At 70.0% G+C, this 17,599-nt stretch carries 9 protein-coding genes; 6 read left to right on the top strand and 3 right to left on the bottom strand.

Features of this window, described 5'->3' with window-relative positions:
* Positions 1–67 precede the first annotated feature (67 nt).
* The 4 genes from ACZ5MC_RS12065 to ACZ5MC_RS12050 all read left to right on the top strand — a co-directional run bounded on the left by ACZ5MC_RS12065 (position 68) and on the right by ACZ5MC_RS12050 (position 8,148).
* Positions 68–3,259, top strand: coding sequence for a C45 family autoproteolytic acyltransferase/hydolase (locus tag ACZ5MC_RS12065; RefSeq protein ID WP_306600674.1), 3,192 nt, complete (start codon positions 68–70; stop codon positions 3,257–3,259).
* Positions 3,260–3,387: 128 nt separating this feature from the next.
* Entirely contained in the window at positions 3,388–3,789 is a 402-nt protein-coding gene (locus ACZ5MC_RS12060) for a bacteriohemerythrin (RefSeq protein ID WP_306600673.1), read from the top strand.
* Between the two features lie 98 nt (positions 3,790–3,887).
* Positions 3,888–4,853 (top strand): hypothetical protein, encoded by a 966-nt coding sequence (locus ACZ5MC_RS12055; RefSeq protein WP_464515928.1) that lies wholly within the window; start codon positions 3,888–3,890, stop codon positions 4,851–4,853.
* Positions 4,854–4,914: 61 nt separating this feature from the next.
* Complete coding sequence (locus tag ACZ5MC_RS12050) at positions 4,915–8,148, top strand: S41 family peptidase (protein WP_464515927.1); 3,234 nt, start codon at positions 4,915–4,917, stop codon at positions 8,146–8,148.
* Here the strand turns inward: ACZ5MC_RS12050 and ACZ5MC_RS12045 are convergent.
* On the bottom strand, positions 8,145–8,639 hold the full coding sequence (locus ACZ5MC_RS12045; protein ID WP_464515926.1) for a DinB family protein: 495 nt from the start codon (positions 8,637–8,639) through the stop codon (positions 8,145–8,147). The genes ACZ5MC_RS12050 and ACZ5MC_RS12045 overlap by 4 nt on opposite strands.
* A gap of 125 nt (positions 8,640–8,764) precedes the next feature.
* On the opposite strand from ACZ5MC_RS12045, the gene ACZ5MC_RS12040 reads away from it, so the two are divergent.
* Together ACZ5MC_RS12040 and ACZ5MC_RS12035 are read left to right on the top strand one after the other, a co-directional pair.
* Positions 8,765–10,336, top strand: a complete 1,572-nt coding sequence (locus tag ACZ5MC_RS12040) for a peptide MFS transporter (RefSeq protein ID WP_464515925.1) — start codon at positions 8,765–8,767, stop codon at positions 10,334–10,336.
* A gap of 113 nt (positions 10,337–10,449) precedes the next feature.
* Complete coding sequence (locus ACZ5MC_RS12035) at positions 10,450–11,505, top strand: PilZ domain-containing protein (RefSeq protein ID WP_464515924.1); 1,056 nt, start codon at positions 10,450–10,452, stop codon at positions 11,503–11,505.
* Here ACZ5MC_RS12035 and ACZ5MC_RS12030 read toward each other — a convergent pair.
* Positions 11,495–14,506, bottom strand: coding sequence for an IPT/TIG domain-containing protein (locus ACZ5MC_RS12030; protein WP_464515923.1), 3,012 nt, complete (start codon positions 14,504–14,506; stop codon positions 11,495–11,497). The two genes, ACZ5MC_RS12035 and ACZ5MC_RS12030, sit on opposite strands and share 11 nt — an antisense overlap.
* Before the next feature lie 19 nt (positions 14,507–14,525).
* Positions 14,526–17,537: an IPT/TIG domain-containing protein gene (locus ACZ5MC_RS12025; RefSeq protein WP_464515922.1), complete on the bottom strand. Its 3,012-nt coding sequence runs from the start codon at positions 17,535–17,537 to the stop codon at positions 14,526–14,528.
* Positions 17,538–17,599: the final 62 nt, after the last annotated feature.

The raw sequence follows: 17,599 nt of genomic DNA, 5'->3' as shown, positions 1-17,599 counted from the left end.
CGGCACATGTTCCATTTCCAGGACGGCCCGGATTGCTGCATCATGGTTTGAGGTAATTGGAGATTTCATGATGCGTGGATCCTGGCCGTTCCTGGGTATCTGTTTTTCTGCCATGGCGCTGGTGGCGTCGGATCCGGCCCTGCTGCCGCTGGTGAACGCCGGCTTCGAGCAGCAGAAGGACTCGCAGGTCGCGGGCTGGACGCTGGCCAAGGCCAACGGGGCGACCGTCTCCGTCGGGCTGGGGCACAAGGCGGGGTTCCGCAGCCTCCGGCTCGAGAACCCTGCCGGGGGCGCCGAGTCCACCGTGGTCTCCGAGCCGGTCAAGCTGGAGGTGGGCCGTCTCTACCGGCTCAGCGCGTTCATCCGCACCAAGGGCGTGCACCCCGATCCCACGGCCCGCTACCCCACGGCCCTCGGGGCCTGCGTCTCCATGAAGAGCTTCCCCTTCACCAACGCCTCGCCGACGGTGGCGGGGGACGGCTCCCAGCGCGTCTCGGTGGCCTTTTTCGCCACGACCGCCAACGACCGGGTCCAGCTGCACCTGGGCCGCAACGGGAAGACCGCGGGCGCGGCCTGGTTCGACGACCTCAGGCTGGAGCAGGTGGACGACATCGGCGCGATCATCCCCACGGAGACGGTGCGCTGGGCCGGAAAGGGCTTCCGCTACGACGACGGCGGCTGGATCGTCCTGCACATCGAGGGCGAGCCCTACGACCGGGGCGTCCAGTACGGCCAGCTGGTGGCTTCCGAGCTGGCGCTGTTCGTGGACAAGCTGGCCATCCTGCAGGACAAGGCCGACCCCGTCCGGGGCTGGGACCGCCAGCGGACCCTGGCGGACGCCCTCATGCTGCGCAAGTACGAGCCGGAGTTCCTGGAGGAGATGAAGGGCATCGCCGACGGCGCGGCCAAGGCCGGCGCGAAGTTCCGCGGCCGGGCCCTGGACGTGCTGGACGTGGTCACCGCCAATTCCGACATCGACCTGGGCGAGATCGCCGCCGCCACGCGCGTCACCGCCTCCCCGCTGACGGGCCGCAGCTTCCTGAAGGCCGAGGACGAGGCCGCCGCGGGCGGGAAGGGGGACCGCTGCTCCTCCTTCATCGCCACGAAGTCGGCGTCCTCCGACGGCCGCGTGGTCATGGGGCAGATCTTCATGTGGCCTCCTGGATACACCGGCGTGGACTGGAACGTCATGGTGGACGTGCAGCCCGCGAAGGGACACCGCTTCGTGATGCAGACCTTCCCGGGCGGCATCAGCTCGGGCGCGGACTGGTACATCAACGACGCCGGCATCGTCATCGGCGAGACCACCGTCCAGCAGACCCCCTTCAATCCCGACGGCACCCCCGAGGCCAACCGCATCCGCCAGGCCGCCCAGTACGCCACGAGCATCGACCAGGTGGCGGAGATCCTGAAGAACAGGAACAACGGCCTCTACACCAACGACTGGACCATCGCCGACATCAAGACCGACGAGGGCGCCGTCTTCCTCCTGGGCACCAAGGAGACGAAGATGTGGCGCACCGGCAGCAAGGGCCACCCCGCCGACACCCCGGCGGGCCTCAAGGACTTCGTGTGGGCCGACAACAACAACCGGGACCTGGGCGTGCGCAAGGAGCGCGTCCCCAACGCCGAGAACGAGCCCGTGGACCTGGCCTTCAACACCTGGAACCGCGACATCGCCTTCCAGGACTTCTACAAGCGCTACGGCCAGGGCAAGTTCGACCTGCAGGTGGGCGTGGAGCTGAACGGCTCGAGCCCCATCAACCGCCCCCATGCCTGCGACGGCAAGCTCACCACCTCCGAGATGGCCGAGAAGCTCATGTTCATCGCCCACTTCGGCAAGACCACCCTGCGCGAGAAGTGGGTGGGCGGCCGCTTCATGGCCGACCTCCCCGGGGCGACGCCCCACCTGACGCTGGGCTTCACCACGTTCAGCCCCCTCTACGTCGCCGACCGCCTCAAGCAGGCCCGCGCCGCCGCCCAGGAAGCCGCGACCGCGCCCAAGCCCGACCTGGCCGCGGCCAAGGACGTCCACGCCTATCCCAAGCGCCTGCTCTGGTCCAACACCGTGCTCCCCGCCACCGACGGCGACAACTGGTTCGTGAGCGGCTCGGCGGCGTACTACGGGCTCCTCAAGCGCCTGCCCGAGGCCCAGGACAAGGCGGCCGCGTCCCTGCGGGACAGCCTGGCCGAGCTCAACGCCCGCTACGCCTACGTGGTCTCGAAGGAGGGCTCCCTGGCCCCCGCCAAGGCCCGGGTGGCCTACGACCGCTACGGCGCCTACCAGATCCCCCGGATCAAGGGCACCTTCCTGCTGCACCAGCTGCGCCTCCTGGTGGGCAACGGCCCCTTCGCCAAGGCCATGGCCGCGGTGCACGACGGGTTCAGCAACCGCCCCATGACCACCGCGGACTTCACGGAGACCTTCTCCAAGTCGCTCGGACGGGACCTGAAGCCCTTCATCCAGCAGTGGGTGGGCAGGGAGGACCTGCCCGACCCCATCATCACCGCCAGCGTGGCCACCGCCGCCGAAGGCTTCGACGTCACCGTCAAGGTGACCCAGCCCGGCAGGCCCTGGCACTTCGTCACCTTCCTGGAACTGGGCTCGGCCAAGGGCTCCCGCTTCGTGCGCCTGGAGATGGACGAGGCCATGGGCTCCACCACGTACCACGTGGCCGACAGGCCCACCCGCGTGGTCTTCAACGCGGGCCGGGACCTGCCCACCCGCCAGGAGAACCCCTACACCCTCCCCAACCTCCTGGACGACTTCGACCACACGCTCTACGTCTTCGGCACCTCCCGCGAAGTGGAGGCCAACCGTTCCCTGGCGATCAACTGCCGGGACCTCATGGCCGACGCGTTCACGGAGATCCTGCCCCCCGTCAAGCCCGACGCGGAAGTGACCGACGAGGAACTGGCCTCCCGTGACCTGGTGGTCTTCGGCGGCCCCGAGGAGAACAGCCTCCTGGCGCGCATCACGGAGGAGCACAAGCTGCCCGTGACCTTCGGCAAGGGGTTCTTCCGGTTCCAGGGACGCACCTACGGCAGCTCCTGGGACGGCCTGGCCATCGCCCTGCCCAATCCCTACAACCCGAAGCGCACCCTCTACCTCTACACCGCCAACAGCCGGCTGGAACTGTGGCACATGACCCGCACCTTCCAGCGGGGCCTTCCGGGGTGGGCGCTCTACCGCGGCGCCGAAACGGCGGCGAAGGGCTTCCAGGCCGAAGAAAGGCACGAGGTGGTCCTGCAGCCCTGAGGAGGGAGGATCGGGGCCGGCTGACGTAATTATTCATATCCTGGATTTTGCCCGCAGAATCTAAGTAATCTACTGTATTCACCGTCCCCGGGTTCTCCTGGGAGAATCGGGCAATCCGGGAGATGCATATGGAATCGATGGTCTGGCAGAAGGGCTGGGAAATGGGGGACGCCAAGCTCGACTCCCAGCACAAGGCCATGATCCGCGCCATCAACCATCTGGCGGTGCGCCTGGAGGAGGGCCGGAGCAGGGAGGGCGTGAACCGGTCCATCACCTTCCTGATGGTCTACGTGGAGCTTCACTTCCGGGAGGAGGAGGAGGCCATGGAGCGGTCCGGGTACCCGTTCAAGCAGGCCCACGTGGAACAGCACCGGGAATGCACCCGGCGCATCGAGGCCCTCCTTGAGAAGTGGCGGAACGGCGCCCCCGAGATCCTCCGCGACCTGGTGGCCTTCTTCAACTTCTGGCTGGCGGACCACCTCGGCGACGCGGACCGGCGCTTCTCGGAATTCCTGCGCTCCGCGGCCTGACGCACTCCGGCCGGGGGACTCAACCTCGAAGGCGCCCGGCGCGTCCATTCCCCTGAAAGCCATGGACAGTCCTGGATCCTGGGAGGTGGAGCATGCGTATGTCCGGATGGCGCGTTTCCCTGGGTGCGGCCTCCCTGCTCCTGCTGGCGGGATGCTCGTCGGTGAAGGTCCTCCTCGGCTACCGGGTCCGTCTCGAGAAGACGCCCATCGCCTCCCTGGAGGCGAGCCTGCCGCATGGGCTCGCGCCGGGGGAGCGGGTCCCCCTGGTGGTGAAGCTGCAGGGAAGGGACGGGACCCCCTACCTGACCGAGGGTGCCGGAAAGGGGAAGGTCCTTTGGGAGGACCTCCAGGTCGCCGCGACGGTGGTGACCGTGGACGCGAAGGGGCGGGTGTCCCTGCCGCGCGACCCCCGGGCCAGTGACGGCCTGGCGGGGCGCCTCGTGATAACCCTTCCAAGCCAGCCGGGCCTGCGCACGGAGCTGGCGGTGCCGGTGCGGTATGACCATCCCTTCACGTGCGAATTCCGGGGCCGGCCGGGCATCTCCGGAACGGACGGTTCGGCGGGCCTGGACGGCTCGGACGGGAGCATGGGCTCCACCGACCCGGACCACCCCTCGCCCGGAGGCAACGGCGGCAGTGGCGACAACGGCGGCGACGGGCAGGACGGGAGCCGCGGCGGGGATGGTCCCGCGGTGGAGGTGCGCCTGGCCCTGCGGCCCGGGCCCCTGGTCATGGCCAGCTGCGAAGCGGGAGGCGACACCTTCTTCTACCTGGTGGATCCCGTCGGCGGGAGCCTGACCGTCGCCTCCCGGGGCGGCGCGGGGGGCTCGGGCGGAAAGGGCGGCAGGGGAGGCCGGGGAGGCAACGGCGGCATGGGCAGCCCCGGCGGCAGCAGCGGCAGCGACGGCCTGGGCGGGCGGGACGGCTGGGACGGGGCGCCGGGGGCCGACGGGCCCGTCACCGTCGTCTTCGATCCGGCGGTGAAGCCCTACCTGGGCGCGATCCATCTGCCCGAAGGTCCCGGCGTGGTCCTCCGGGAAGGGAAGGTCGGCCCGCTCTGGTGATTTTTGCCGCCCCGGGAAGATACCTCGCAATACAATAGCCTCACGATCCCCTGGAGGCCCCATGTCCTGTCCGGCTACCCGGTTCCTCACCTCGGTCCTGTCCCTCGCCCTGGCGGCCGGTCTCGGCGCCCAGACCCGGCTCCTGCGCTTCCCGGACATCTCCGGCGACCGGGTGGTCTTCACCTACGGCGGCGACCTGTGGACCGCCGGCGCCACGGGAGGCACGGCCACCCGGCTCACCGCGCACCCGGGCCTGGAGCTCTTCGCGAAGTACAGCCCCGACGGGCGGTGGATCGCCTTCACGGGCCAGTACGACGGGGACGAGCAGGTCTACGTGATCCCCGCCGAGGGCGGCGTGCCCCGGCAGCTGACGTTCTACCCCGCCCGCGGGCCCCTGAAGCCCCGGGGCGGCTACGACAACCAGGTGATGGGCTGGACCCCGGACGGGACGTCCATCCTCTTCCGGTCCATGCGGGACGCCAACGGCGTCTCCGTCCACGGCCGGCTCTACACGGTGCCCCGCGAGGGCGGCCTGCCCGCGGTGCTCCCCATGCAGGAATCCGGCGCGGGCTGCTTCTCCCCCGACGGCAAGCGGATCGTCTACACGCCCCAGTTCCGCGACTTCCGCCACTGGAAGCGCTACCAGGGCGGCTGGGCGGAGCACCTCTACGTCATCGACCCCGCGACGCTGGAGCGCAGGCCCATCGCCCACACCCGGCGCACGGAGCGCGACCCCATGTGGATCCGGGACCGGGTCTGGTTCGCCTCGGACCGGGACGGCACCCTCAACCTCTACAGCGCCGACCCCGCCACGGACCAGGTGAAGCAGCACACCTTCAGCAGGACCTGGGACGTGCGCTGGCCCTCCTCCGACCAGGCCCGCATCGTGTACGAGCTCAACGGCGAGCTCCACGTGCTCGACACCCGCGACGGCTCGGACAAGGCCATCCTGGTCCGCGTCCCCACCGACGGCGGCGCCTCGCGGCCCACCCATCTGGCCGTGGAGAAGTTCATCGAGGGCTTCGGCCTGTCCCCGAAGGGGGAGCGGGCCCTCTTCGTGGCCCGGGGCGACGTGTTCACCGCGCCGGTCGAGAAGGGACCCACGCGCAACCTGACGAACTCCTCCCGGCACCATGACAAGCGCGCCCAGTGGTCCCCGGACGGGAAGAGCATCGCCTTCATCTCGGACATGAGCGGCGAGGAGCAGGTCTACGTCATGGACCAGGACGGCAAGGGCAGACCCGTGGCCCTCACCTCGGGCCTGTCGGTCTTCCTCACCTCCCTGGAGTGGGCCCCCGACGGCAAGCGCCTGGCCTTCACCGACAAGAACGGCGTCCTCTACGTCGTGGGCGTCGCCGACCGGAAGGTGGTCGAGGCCGCGCGGGAGACCCACGGCGGCATCCCGGAGCACGCCTGGTCCCCGGACGGGAGGTTCCTGGCCCTGACCCTTCGCAACGCCAACGGCTTCGATTCCCTGTGGATCTGGGACGGCCAGCTGCACCGGGTCACCTCCGACCAGGCCCCGGTGACGTCCCCCGCCTGGGACCCCGAAGGCAAGTACCTGTATGCCCTCAGCCGCCGGGACTACGCCCCGCTGATGAGCAACCTGGAGTTCGACTACGCCGGCGCCAGCAACACGGGCGTGTTCGCCTACGCCCTGCGCCGGGACACGCCCCACCCCTTCCCGCCGGAAAGCGACGAGGTGGCCGTCGAGGAGAAGAAGGAGGAGGCCAGGGGGCCCCGGACCGTCGCCATCGACTTCGAGGGCCTGGGCCAGCGCTGCGCCCGCGTGCCCGTGCCCATGGGCAACCTCATGGGCCTCCACGCCTCGAAGGGGACGCTCTCCTACGTGAGGGGCGGCCCGCGGTTCTACGCCACGGAACCGGCTCCCGGCGGCAGCCTCACGGTCTTCGACCTGCGCAAGCGCAAGGAGTCCGAGCTGATCGCCGACGTGCGGGGCCTGGCCTTCAGCGCCTCCGGCGACAAGGCCCTGGTCAAGCTCAAGGAATCGTACGTGCTCGTGGACGTCAAGCCCGACGCCAAGGACCGCAAGCCCGTCCCCACCAAGGGCCTCCACGTCGACGCCGTCCCCGCCCAGGAGTGGGCGGAGATCTTCGACGAGGTCTGGCGCCGCTACCGGGACTTCTTCTACGTGAAGAACATGCACGGCTACGACTGGAAGGCCCTGGGCGACCGCTACCGCGCCCTGCTCCCCTTCGTCACCCACCGTTCCGACCTCACCTACATCCTCACCGAGCTCGTCTCCGAGCTGAACATCGGCCACGCCTACGTGGAGGGCGGGGACTACCTGGTGCCCGAGCGCGCCAGGTACGGCCTGCCCGGCGCCCGCTTCGAGCTGGACGCCAAGGCCGGGCGGTACCGCATCGCGAAGATCTTCCGGGGCCAGAACGAGGAGGCCAAGTACCGGAGCCCCCTCACCGAGGTGGGCGTGGACGCCCGCGAAGGCGACTACGTGCTGGCCATCGACGGCGTCGAGCTGGGCGCCGGAACCGACCCCTACACCCTCCTGCGCAACCACCCGGATCCGGTGACCCTCACCCTGAACGGCAAGCCCGTGGCCGAAGGGGCCCGGCGCGTCACCTACAACCCGGTGGCCAGCGAGGACGCCCTCCTCTACCTGGACTTCGTCCTCGCCTCCAAGGAGCGCGTGGACAGGCTCTCCGGGGGCCGCGTGGGCTACATCCACATCCCCGACATGGGCGCGCCCGGCATCGCCGAGTTCATCAAGTGGTTCTATCCCCAGATCCGCAAGGAGGGCCTGGTGGTGGACGACAGGGCCAACGGCGGCGGCAACGTCAGCCAGATGGTCCTGGAGCGCCTGGGGAGAAAGCTCCTGGGCACGCGCTTCGGCCGCACCTCGGAGTTCCCGTCGACCTACCCCTCCACGGTCTTCCACGGCCCCATGGCCTGCCTCGTCAGCGAGACCAGCGCCTCGGACGGGGACATCTTCCCCTACCACTTCCGCCTGGCGGGCCTCGGCCCCCTGGTGGGCAAGCGCACCTGGGGCGGCGTGGTGGGCATCAGCGACTCCGGCCCACTCCTGGACGGAGGCACGGTCTTCGTGCCGCAGTCGGGGACGAACGCGCCCACCGGGGAGTGGATCATCGAGGGGGAGGGGGTCACGCCCGACATCGAGGTGGAGAACGACCCCGCCTCCATCCGGGACGGCCACGACCTGCAGCTGGAGCGCGGCGTGCAGGAGGTGCTGAAGGCGATGGAGGCCAGGCCCATGAAGCTTCCCGCCAAGCCGGTGGATCCCGTCAAGACACGCTAGTCCCACCTGCCTTCCGGCCGTTTCTTCCACGTCCAGATGATGTAGTCCACATTGAGGGGCTTCCCCCCCAGCCCCTTCAGCCGCGTCATCAGCTGCCCCCGGTGGTGCTGCGTATGCATCGCCACCTGGGTCAGCGCCTCGTCCACCGTGATGTGGCAGGGCGGGCCGGGGAACCAGGGGACCACCAGGTCCCTGCCCAGGCCTTCCGGCGGCATCTCCCGGAACAGGGCCCGGTAGGCCTCGTGGTTGGCCCGGGTATGGGTCTGCAGGGCTTCGAAGGAGGGCAGGGGCGTGGCCGGGTCGAAGCGGACGTGCTCGCCCCGCAGGACCATCAGGAAGGCGGACTCGGTGTCGGCCATGTGGCGCACCCGCTGGCGGAGGTCCTCGTCGTCCTGGAAGCCGGACGTTCCCCAGGCCTCGAACCACACGGCGTCCGCCCAGGCCATGTGATCGTGCATGTCCCGGAGATGGTCGAACAGGTTGCTGGGCATGGAGGCACCTCGGATAATCCAGTCGGACTCGGGCCAGCATACCTGAATTGGCCTTTGGGCAGTTGTGACAAGGGTTTGAATAAAAAGAAGGTATAAAGAAGGTGACAATCATTCGGAGCTTGCCCATGAGCGGAGACCTTCGCACGGATGCCCCTGCGCCCCCCAAGGGCCAGCCCGCGGGCCTTTGGGTCCTCATCTTCACGGAGACGTGGGAACGCTGGAGCCACTACGGCATGCGCGCCATCCTCATCCTCTACCTCACGGCGCCCGTGGCGCTGGGGGGCATGGGGCTGGAGAAGCCCCAGGCGGCGGGCATCTTCGGAGGGTATCTCCTGGCCATCTACCTGTTCGCCCTCTCCGGCGGGCAGATCGCGGACCGCTTCCTCGGCGCGAAGCGAACGATCGTGCTCGGCGGCCTCTTCATCGCCGCGGGCCAGCTGCTGCTCCAGGTGCGCAGCCTCAACGGGCTGGTGGCGAGCCTCGTGCTCATCTCCATCGGCACCTGCCTCCTGAAGCCCAACGTCAGCGCCTCGGTGGGCCGGCTCTACACCAAGGAGGACCCCCGCCGCGACGGCGCGTTCACCTTCGAGTACATGGGCATCAACCTGGGCGCCATGATCGCCCCCATCTTCTGCGGCTACATGGCCGAGCAGCCCACCTTCATCGCCTTCCTCACCCGCATGGGCCTGCACTCCCCCTCGGGCTGGGCCTGGGCCTTCGGGCTCTCCGGCTTCGGCATGCTCCTGGGCCTGGGCAACTTCGTCCTGCGGCGCAACCTCATCGTCGACGTGAACCTGCCCGAAGGGCAGAAGGAGGCCCCGCCGCGCGGCATGGGCTTCCTGGCCATCCTCCTCCTGGTGCTCCTGGCCTCGGCCTGGATGGTCATCGGCGGGAAGAACTGGCCCATCCAGCTGCTGGGCGGCGCCGCGGCCTCCGTGGGCACCATGGCGGCGGTGTCCTGGCTGCTGAAGAAGGGCATCGTGCAGGGCCGCGCCGCGGCCACCACGGCCACCGGCGAGACCGTGGCCGCGCCCACGCTGACCCCCGAGGACCTCAAGCGCCTGGGCGTGGTGGGCATGATGCTCTGCTTCAGCATGACCTTCTGGGCGGTCTTCCAGCAGGCCGGCTCCAGCCTCAACCTCTTCGCCAAGGAGTTCACCGAGCGGGTGATCTTCGGGTTCGAGATCCCCGCCTCCTGGTTCCAGTCGGTGAACGCCACGGGCATCGTGCTCCTGGGCTCGGTCTTCGCCTGGCTGTGGACCCGCAGGGCCGGGAAGTGGCCCAGCAGCCCGGTGAAGTTCGCCCTGGCGCTGCTCTTCGCGGCCCTGGGCTTCTACCTGCTGGTGCCCGCCTCCCTCATCGCCCAGGCCGTGCCCGGCCAGGTGACCAAGGTGGGCATGGGCTGGCTCGGGGGCGTCTACCTCATGCACACCATCGGCGAGCTGTGCCTGTCCCCGGTGGGCCTCAGCTACGTGTCGAAGCTGGCCCCGAAGCACATGAGCAGCCAGCTCATGGGGGCCTGGTTCTTCGCCACGGGCCTGGGGTCGTACCTGGCCGGCAAGGCCGCGGGCCTCATGGGCACCGTCCCCCTGGCGGTGCTCTTCGGCTTCTGCGCCACCGTGGCCCTGGCGGCCTCCCTGATCCTGTGGGTCCTGGTCAGCCCCATCATCCGGCGCCAGATGGGCGGCTACAGCTGATTTTCTCCCGCCACTGGGGAAAATCCTGCACTATGATCGGATAACCGCCCCCGGAGCCCATGGAGAACAAGCTCGATTCCACCATCCGCAACCCTGACGTGATACGTGAGGCGATGCGTAACGTTTGCGAAAAGGGCGAACTCCTCCTGCTCGTGACGCCCTACCTCCGCCTGGAATCCAACTTCCTCCGCCTGGACCAGGACGCCGTCCACGTCACGGCGCTCATGAGCCGGGAGGACGCCATCTTCGGCCTGCGCTCGCCCGAGCTGCGCATGCGGTTCCCCTACGGCCACCAGTTCTACGAGGCCCCCACCCGCACCCTGGGCGTGGGCATGACCCGGGGCCGCCAGTCCCTGTCCCTGGCCCTCCCCACCGTCATGAACATGGACGACTACCGCGCCTCGCACCGGGTGGACCGGGTGGGCCGGCTCATGGCGACCTTCAGCTCCCGCAAGTACGACCTGCTGGTGGCCAACGTGGTGAACCTCAGCACCAGCGGGGTGCGGATCTTCGCCCAGCGGGACTTCGAGGAAGGCGAAGTGGACGTGGACGACATCATCCACATCGCCCTCACCGTCACGCCCGAGATCGTCATCAACTCCAAGGCCAAGGTCCGCTACGTGAAGGACCGGATCCTGGGCCTGGAGTTCCGGCCCCGGCCCGAGGGCGCCCTCCTGGACACCTTCGCCCGGTGGGTCTTCCAGAAGCAGGAGGAGGAGCTCATCATCCAGAGCGGACGGGGCGGAGCCGACGAGGAGCGCAGCGGCGCCGCGCACCGCGCGGAGACCGCCCCCGGCCTGGCGCTGGTGTCGAGCGACGCGGATCTGGAAACCCGCCTCCGGGAGATCCTCAAGGACCTTCCGCCCCTGGCGCGGGTGGCCCCCGGCACCCAGAACATGAAGGACCTGGCCGCCTCCACCCGCAGCCTCGTCCTCTTCCACGTTGCGTCCCTGGGCATGGACGACCGCAAGCGCATCCGGATCCTCCTGGAGGCCCTGGGCGGCAAGGTGCCCTTCCTGCTTCTGGGCACCGGCGTGGACAACGGCGCCCTGTTCGAACTGGGCAGCGAGCTCAAGGCCGTCAGCGTCTACGTGCTGGGGGCGACGTCCTCCGGCCTGCTGCCCAGGCTGCTGCAGGGGATCCTGCGAAAGCACTTCCCTACGGCGTGACCTTCACCCGCCTGCGCACGCTGCGGATGCCGGCGCTCATGTTCAGGTCCAGCTCCCGCGCGTCCGTGGCCAGGTCGGCGGAGCCCCCCTCCACCATGCCGATGACGGCCCCGGTGGCGGGATCGGTCACCATGACCATGGGGTGCGTTGCGGCGTCCCAGCCCAGATGCACCGTGCCCGGACCCCACGCGGTGGCCACGGGGTCCCGGGGCAGGGCCGCGCCGGTGGGCGACGCGAAGTGCCGGGAAGCCCGGCGCACGGTGCCCTCGGCCCTCGCGGAAGCGTCGACGACCTCCATGCTGGCCAGCGCGGCTTCCACCTGCGGGCTCAGGGGGATGGAGAAGGCGAAGGTCCGCACGGATTCGCCCTGGGGCAGGTCGGCTTCCTCCTGGGCCTCGAAGGGGATCTCCTGGAGGATGGCGCCGGTGGCGTCCCGTAGCACGAGGGTGGAGTCCCCCGGGGCGGGCTGGTCCGAGCAGTCCGCCGCCTGGAAGGCCGGCTCCAGCACCGCGCCCCCTTTCGAGAGCGTGCCCCAGACCACGAGGCCCGGCCGGGCTTCGGTTGTCGACCGCGGCGTGCCGAGTTCCCAGGCCCGGTTGGCCAGCACGTCCTTGTAGACGTAGTCGCTGACCCAACGTGGATAGCAGTAGCTCATTATGTCCGACTGGGCCCGGGGGGCGATCACCTTGCCCGTGGCCATGTTGAAGCCGGTGGCGCCGAGTTCGGCGTCCGGGTACGGATACCTCGGGTCAGGCACTGCCGCTCCGCCGCAGGGGCTGTGGTACCTCCGCAGGTTGTGCCCCAGTTCATGGGCGAAGGTTCCGTAATAGGACCGGTCGAAGGGACTGCCCTCGGCGTCGAAGCCCACCGCGGACCTGGCGAGGTTGTCGGGACGCCCGCTGATGTCGGCCAGTCCGGAGATCATGGGGGAGGGGCCGCGGTTGATCACGCCGTAATGGTACCGGCGGCTTCGGGGATCGGCGGTCAACCGGTTGGCCTCGATGGCCGTGCGAAGCCGGACCCAGGTCATGATGTCCTCGGTGACGGTCTCGCTCCAGGTCATGACCGGCGCCTTCACCAGATCGATGTCCTTGAGGGGCCAGATCTGCCGGGTCAGGGTCAGCCAGGATTCCAGGGGCCGGGCCGCGTCGCTCACCCGGCCCACGGTTCCGCCCTGCTGGACCGGGATGAGGGTGATCCCGATGGGGGGCACCGCCACCACGTTCAGGGGCAGCGGCGCGCCGCCCGGGGGGTAGACGTCGTCGGCGGCGGACAGGTCGGTCCCCACGCCGAGGATGCGGGCCTGGATGGCGTTGCCGGGCTGGACGAACGCCCCGTCCAGGGTGAAATCCCAGGACCGCCCTTCGCGGGTGTCGTCGGTATAAAGGGGCACCGTCGCCAGGGGGGCGGGAATGTCCCGGGTGACCAGGGTGCCGCCGGCCGCGTCGGTCACGGTCACCCGCACCGCGGGAGCCTGGGGGAGGGAGGCGTCGCCTTCCAGGAAGACCCGCACCCGGCCGCTGCGGCCGGCCACGAGCGGCACGGACCGGTCCATGCGCTGGGTGGCCTGGGTGACGTACAGTCCCGAGATCCGCCTGTTGGCGGTGGAGGTTCCGGCCTTGACGGTGAAGGTCTGGTCGGACTGGGCCCTGCCGCCCGGGCCCGTGACCGTCACCGGGCCCGTGGTGGCCCCCTTGGGCACGAGGACCCGGATGACGGAGCCCAGGTTGTAGGTCACCGACACGGCCCGGGTGGATCCGAAGAGGATTTCCGTGGCCGGATCCAGGTTGCTCCCCCAGATCCCCACGGACGTTCCCTCCGGGCCCGTGACCGGATCGATGCGGGTGATGACGGGAGCGGGGTGGACGACCGTGAAGGGCGTGGGGTGGGTGATGGTGCCGTCCCCGTGGGTCAGGACGATGGGGCCGGAGGCGGCGTTGGCGCCGGGGACCCAGACGGTGAGGGAGGTGTCCCCCCAGGAAAAGGTGGGGGCGCGCTGGCCGGCGATCGTCGCGGAGGTGATCGCCGAGAGCCCGGTGCCGGTGATCTCCACCCGCTGGCCCGGGGGGCCCGTCAGGGGGGTGAAGCCCGTGAAGGTGGGGGCCGGGCGGCTTTCGGAGGTGACGGTGAAGGGATGGGGGGTGAGGGCGGCGCCGGTGGCGGCGGTGATCGACACCGGACCGGTGGAGGCCCCCGCGGGGACCGTGAACGTGAGCTCCGTGTCGTTCACGGGCGTGAAGACGACGGCGTTGCCGGCCAATTCGACCCGGGTGACCGGGAGCAGACCGTTGCCGAAAAGGCGCACCACCGTGTTCACGGGCCCCTTCAGGGGCTCGATGCTGGTGATCGACGGCGGGCCCGGCAGTCCGGGATCGAGGGTGAAATCCGCCGCCGAGGTCGCGCTGCCCGCCGGCGTGGTCACGGCCACCTTCCCGGAGCCGGCGCCTGCCGGGACGGAGGTGAGGATCTTCGTGTCGGTGGCGCTGAACCAGCCCACGGCGGCGCCGCCGACGGTCACGGCGGTGGCCTTGGCGAGGCCCGACCCCAGGATCGTCATCGGGGTGTAGGCCTGGGCCCTGGCCGGGTCGAAACGGTCCAGGACCGGGGCATCCGGCGTCGCGGGGACGGTGAAGGCCGCGCTGGCCGATTCCCCCGCGAGGGTGGTGACCGTGACGGGGCCCGTCTGGGCCCCCCGGGGCACCGTGGTGGTGACCTCCAGGTCCGAGGCGTCGAAGGACGCGGCGACGCCCGGGCTGAACGTCACGCCGGAGACGGTCCCCAGGCCCACGCCGGTGATCCTCACGGGCGTGTCCACAGCCCCGCCTGAAGGCAGGACGGAAAGGATGCGGGGCCCGGGGGTGAAGGGATTGTCCGGCGTCGCCGACGGGGTGCCACCCTTGCTCCCGCCGCCGCAGGCGGAAAGGAAGGCCAGGGTGAGGGCTGCCGGGATTACCGCGGTAATGTTCCCTGGATGCTGATCGCGCTGGGAGAGCCGGGGCATACTTCCTCCTGATGGTTCTCTAGGGCGTGACCTTCACCCGCATCCGCACGCTGCGCACCCCGGCGGAGAGGTTCAGGTCCAGTTCCGTGGCGTCGGTGAGCAGGTCGGCGGAGCCGCCCTCGACCATGCCGATGACGGCGCCGCTTGCGGGATCGGTCACCATGACCATGGGATGGGTGGCGGCGTCCCAGCTCAGGTGCACCGTGCCCGGACCCCATGCGGTGGCCACGGGGTCCCGGGGCAGGGCGAGGCCGGTGGGCGAAGCATAGCGGCGGGAGGCCCGGGCCACCGCGCCCAGGGCGGCCTGGGAGCCGTCGACGACCTCCATGCCGGCCAGCGCGGCCTGGACCTCAGGGCTCAGGGCCAGGGTGAAGGCGAAGGACCGCACCTGCTGGCCCTGGGGCAGATCGGCCTCCTCCCGGGTCTCGAACGGGACCTCCTGGAGGATGGTGCCCGAGGCGTCCCGCAGCAGGAGGGTGCAGTCGCCGGGGACGGGCGGGCCCGAGACGTCCGCCGTCTGGAAGGCGGGCTCCACGGCGATTTCGCCGTTGTGGATGGTGCCCCAGACCACCATGCCCTGCGTGGCCACGTGCGGCGACGGGGTGGCGAGCTCCCAGGCCCGGTTGGCGAGCACATCCTTGTAGACATGGTCGCTGACCCATTGGGGACTGCAGTAGCTCATGATGTCCTTGAACATTGCGGGATGGAGGATCCTGCCCGAGGCGGGATCGAAGCCGGTGGCGCCCAGTTCCGCGTCCGGGTAGGGATACGACGGGTCGGGGCCGGAGGCCCCGCCGCAGGGGCTGTGGGCCCTCCGGAGGTTGTGCCCCAGTTCATGGGCGAAGACGCTGGAGTAGGTTTCCCTGTTCGGGGTGCCCTCGCCATCCCAACCCACGGCGGACCTCACGAGGTTGGTGGGGCCCTGCGGCACCTGGCTCAGGCCGGCGATCCCCGGGGCCGAGCCGCGGTCGATCACGCCATAGTGGTACCGCAGGCTCCTCGGGTTCGCGGCCAGCCGCTGCACCTCGATGGCATTCCGGAGCCGGGCCCAGGTCATGCCGTCCTCGGTGACGGTCTCGGACCAGTTCATGACCGGCGCCTGCACCAGATCGATATCCTTGAGCGGCCAGATCCGGCGCACCTCGGTCAGCCAGGAATCCAGGGTCCGGGTGGCGTCTGTGACGCGCCCGGTGGTGCCGCCCTGCCGGACCGGAATGAGGGTGATCCCGATGGGAGGCACCTCCACCACATTCAAGGGCAGGGGCGCGCCTCCGGCGGGATACACGTCGTTGCCGGAGGCGAGGTCCGAGGCTCCGAGGATCCGGGCCTGGATGGTCGTGCCGGGCTGAATGAAGGCGCCGTCAAGATCGAAATCCCAGGATTGGCCCTCGAGGGTGTCGTCCAGGCGGGTGGGCACGCCCGCCCTGGGGGCGGCGATATCCCGGGTCACCAGGGTGGCGCCGCCGGCGTCCGCCAGGGTCACCCGCACGGAGGGGCTCTGCCGGTTGGGGGAACCGGCCTCCAGGAAGACCCGCACCCGGCCCTTGCGGCCCGCCACCAGGGGCACGGACCGGTCCAGGCGCTGGGTGGCCTGGGTGACGTACAGCCCCGCGATCCGGGTGTCCGCGGTGCTGGTCCCGGCCGTCACCGTGAAGCTCTGGATGGACTGGACCCGCCCGGCGGCGGTGGTCACCGTGACCGGGCCCCGGGTCGCCCCTTTGGGCACCAGGACCTTGATGGTGGAAGGACTTGAATAGATGAGGGAGGTCGCCCGGGTGGAACCGAATCGAATGTCCGTGGGTGCGGCAAGCCCGGTTCCCTGGATCCACACGGGCGTGCCTTCCGGTCCCGAGGGCGGATCGAAGGCGGTGATGGAGGGCGGGGGCGTATCGACCGCCAAGGGAACGGGGTGGGTGACGGTGCCGCCCGCCCAGGCAAGGACGATCGGACCGGAAACCGGGACGCTTTCCGGAAGAAAGAGGATCAGGCTGTTGTCGTTCAGGGGACCGGAGGTGACCATCTGGCCCCCGACGGTCGCCTTCAGGATCGAGGCGAGGCCGGTGCCGGTGATCGTGATCGTCTGGCCGGGCCGGGCCGAACGGGGGGTGAAGTCCAGGAAGGAGGGGCCGGCGGCGGGCCCGGGCGTGACGGTGAAGGGGAGGGACGTGGCGGCGGCGCCCGCGGCGCCGGTGAGGGTGACGGGGCCGGTGGCGGCCCCGAAGGGAATCGCGAACATCAGTTCCGTATCGCCGAGGAGAGTAAAGGGGAGGCTGATGCCGGTGAGTTCGGCCTTCGTCACGCCGAGCAGGTTGTTGCCGAAAAGCCGCACCACCGTGTTCACGGGGCCGGACAGGGGCGCGAGGCTCGTGATCGCGGGGGGGTCGGGCGTCGCCGGGTCGAAGGTGAAATCCGTGGCGGACGTCGCGGTTCCCCACCGCGTCGCGACCGCGATCCTGCCGCTGGCGGCCCCTTCCGGGACGGCCACGAGGAGCTGCGTATCCGAGGCGACGGAGAACCAGGTGGCCGCAACCCCTCCCAGGGTGACGCCGGTGGCGCCCGTGAAGCCGGAGCCCGCGAGCGTCACCTGGCTCCGGGCCCGGCCGCGGTCCGGGGCGAAGGCATCCAGGACGGGCTCAGGCAGGGGCTGGGCGACGGTGAAGGGGATCGTGGCCGCCAGGCCCCCGCGGGTGGTGACGGTGATCGGGCCCGTCTGGGCCCCCGGGGGCACCGTGGTGGTGACCTGGGTGTCCGAGTCCACCGTGAAGGGGGCGGCGATGGAGGGGGTGAACGTCACCCCGGCGACGGTCGCGAGGTTCACCCCCGTGAGGGTGATGGCGACCCCGGGGGTGGCTGCGGCCGGCAGGCTCCCGGTGATCTCCGGAATCGGGGAGGCGCTCCCCCCTCCGCCCCGGGTGCCGCCTCCCCCGCCGCCGCAAGCCAGGAGGACGACGGCCAGGACGGCCAGAAGGGCCGGAGTGAGCCGTTGCGGAAGGTTCCAGGAACGGGGGCGGCAAAGGGTGAGCCGGGACATGGGCACTCCGAAAAGATATAAATAAAATATTGTTTTTTAATGGGCATGCAAGTGCTGCTTCA

It is taken from the genome of Mesoterricola sp. JemC181, from assembly GCF_055384585.1.
The sequence above is the reverse complement of the archived record's forward strand: the minus strand, read 5'-3'. Positions and strand labels throughout refer to the sequence as shown.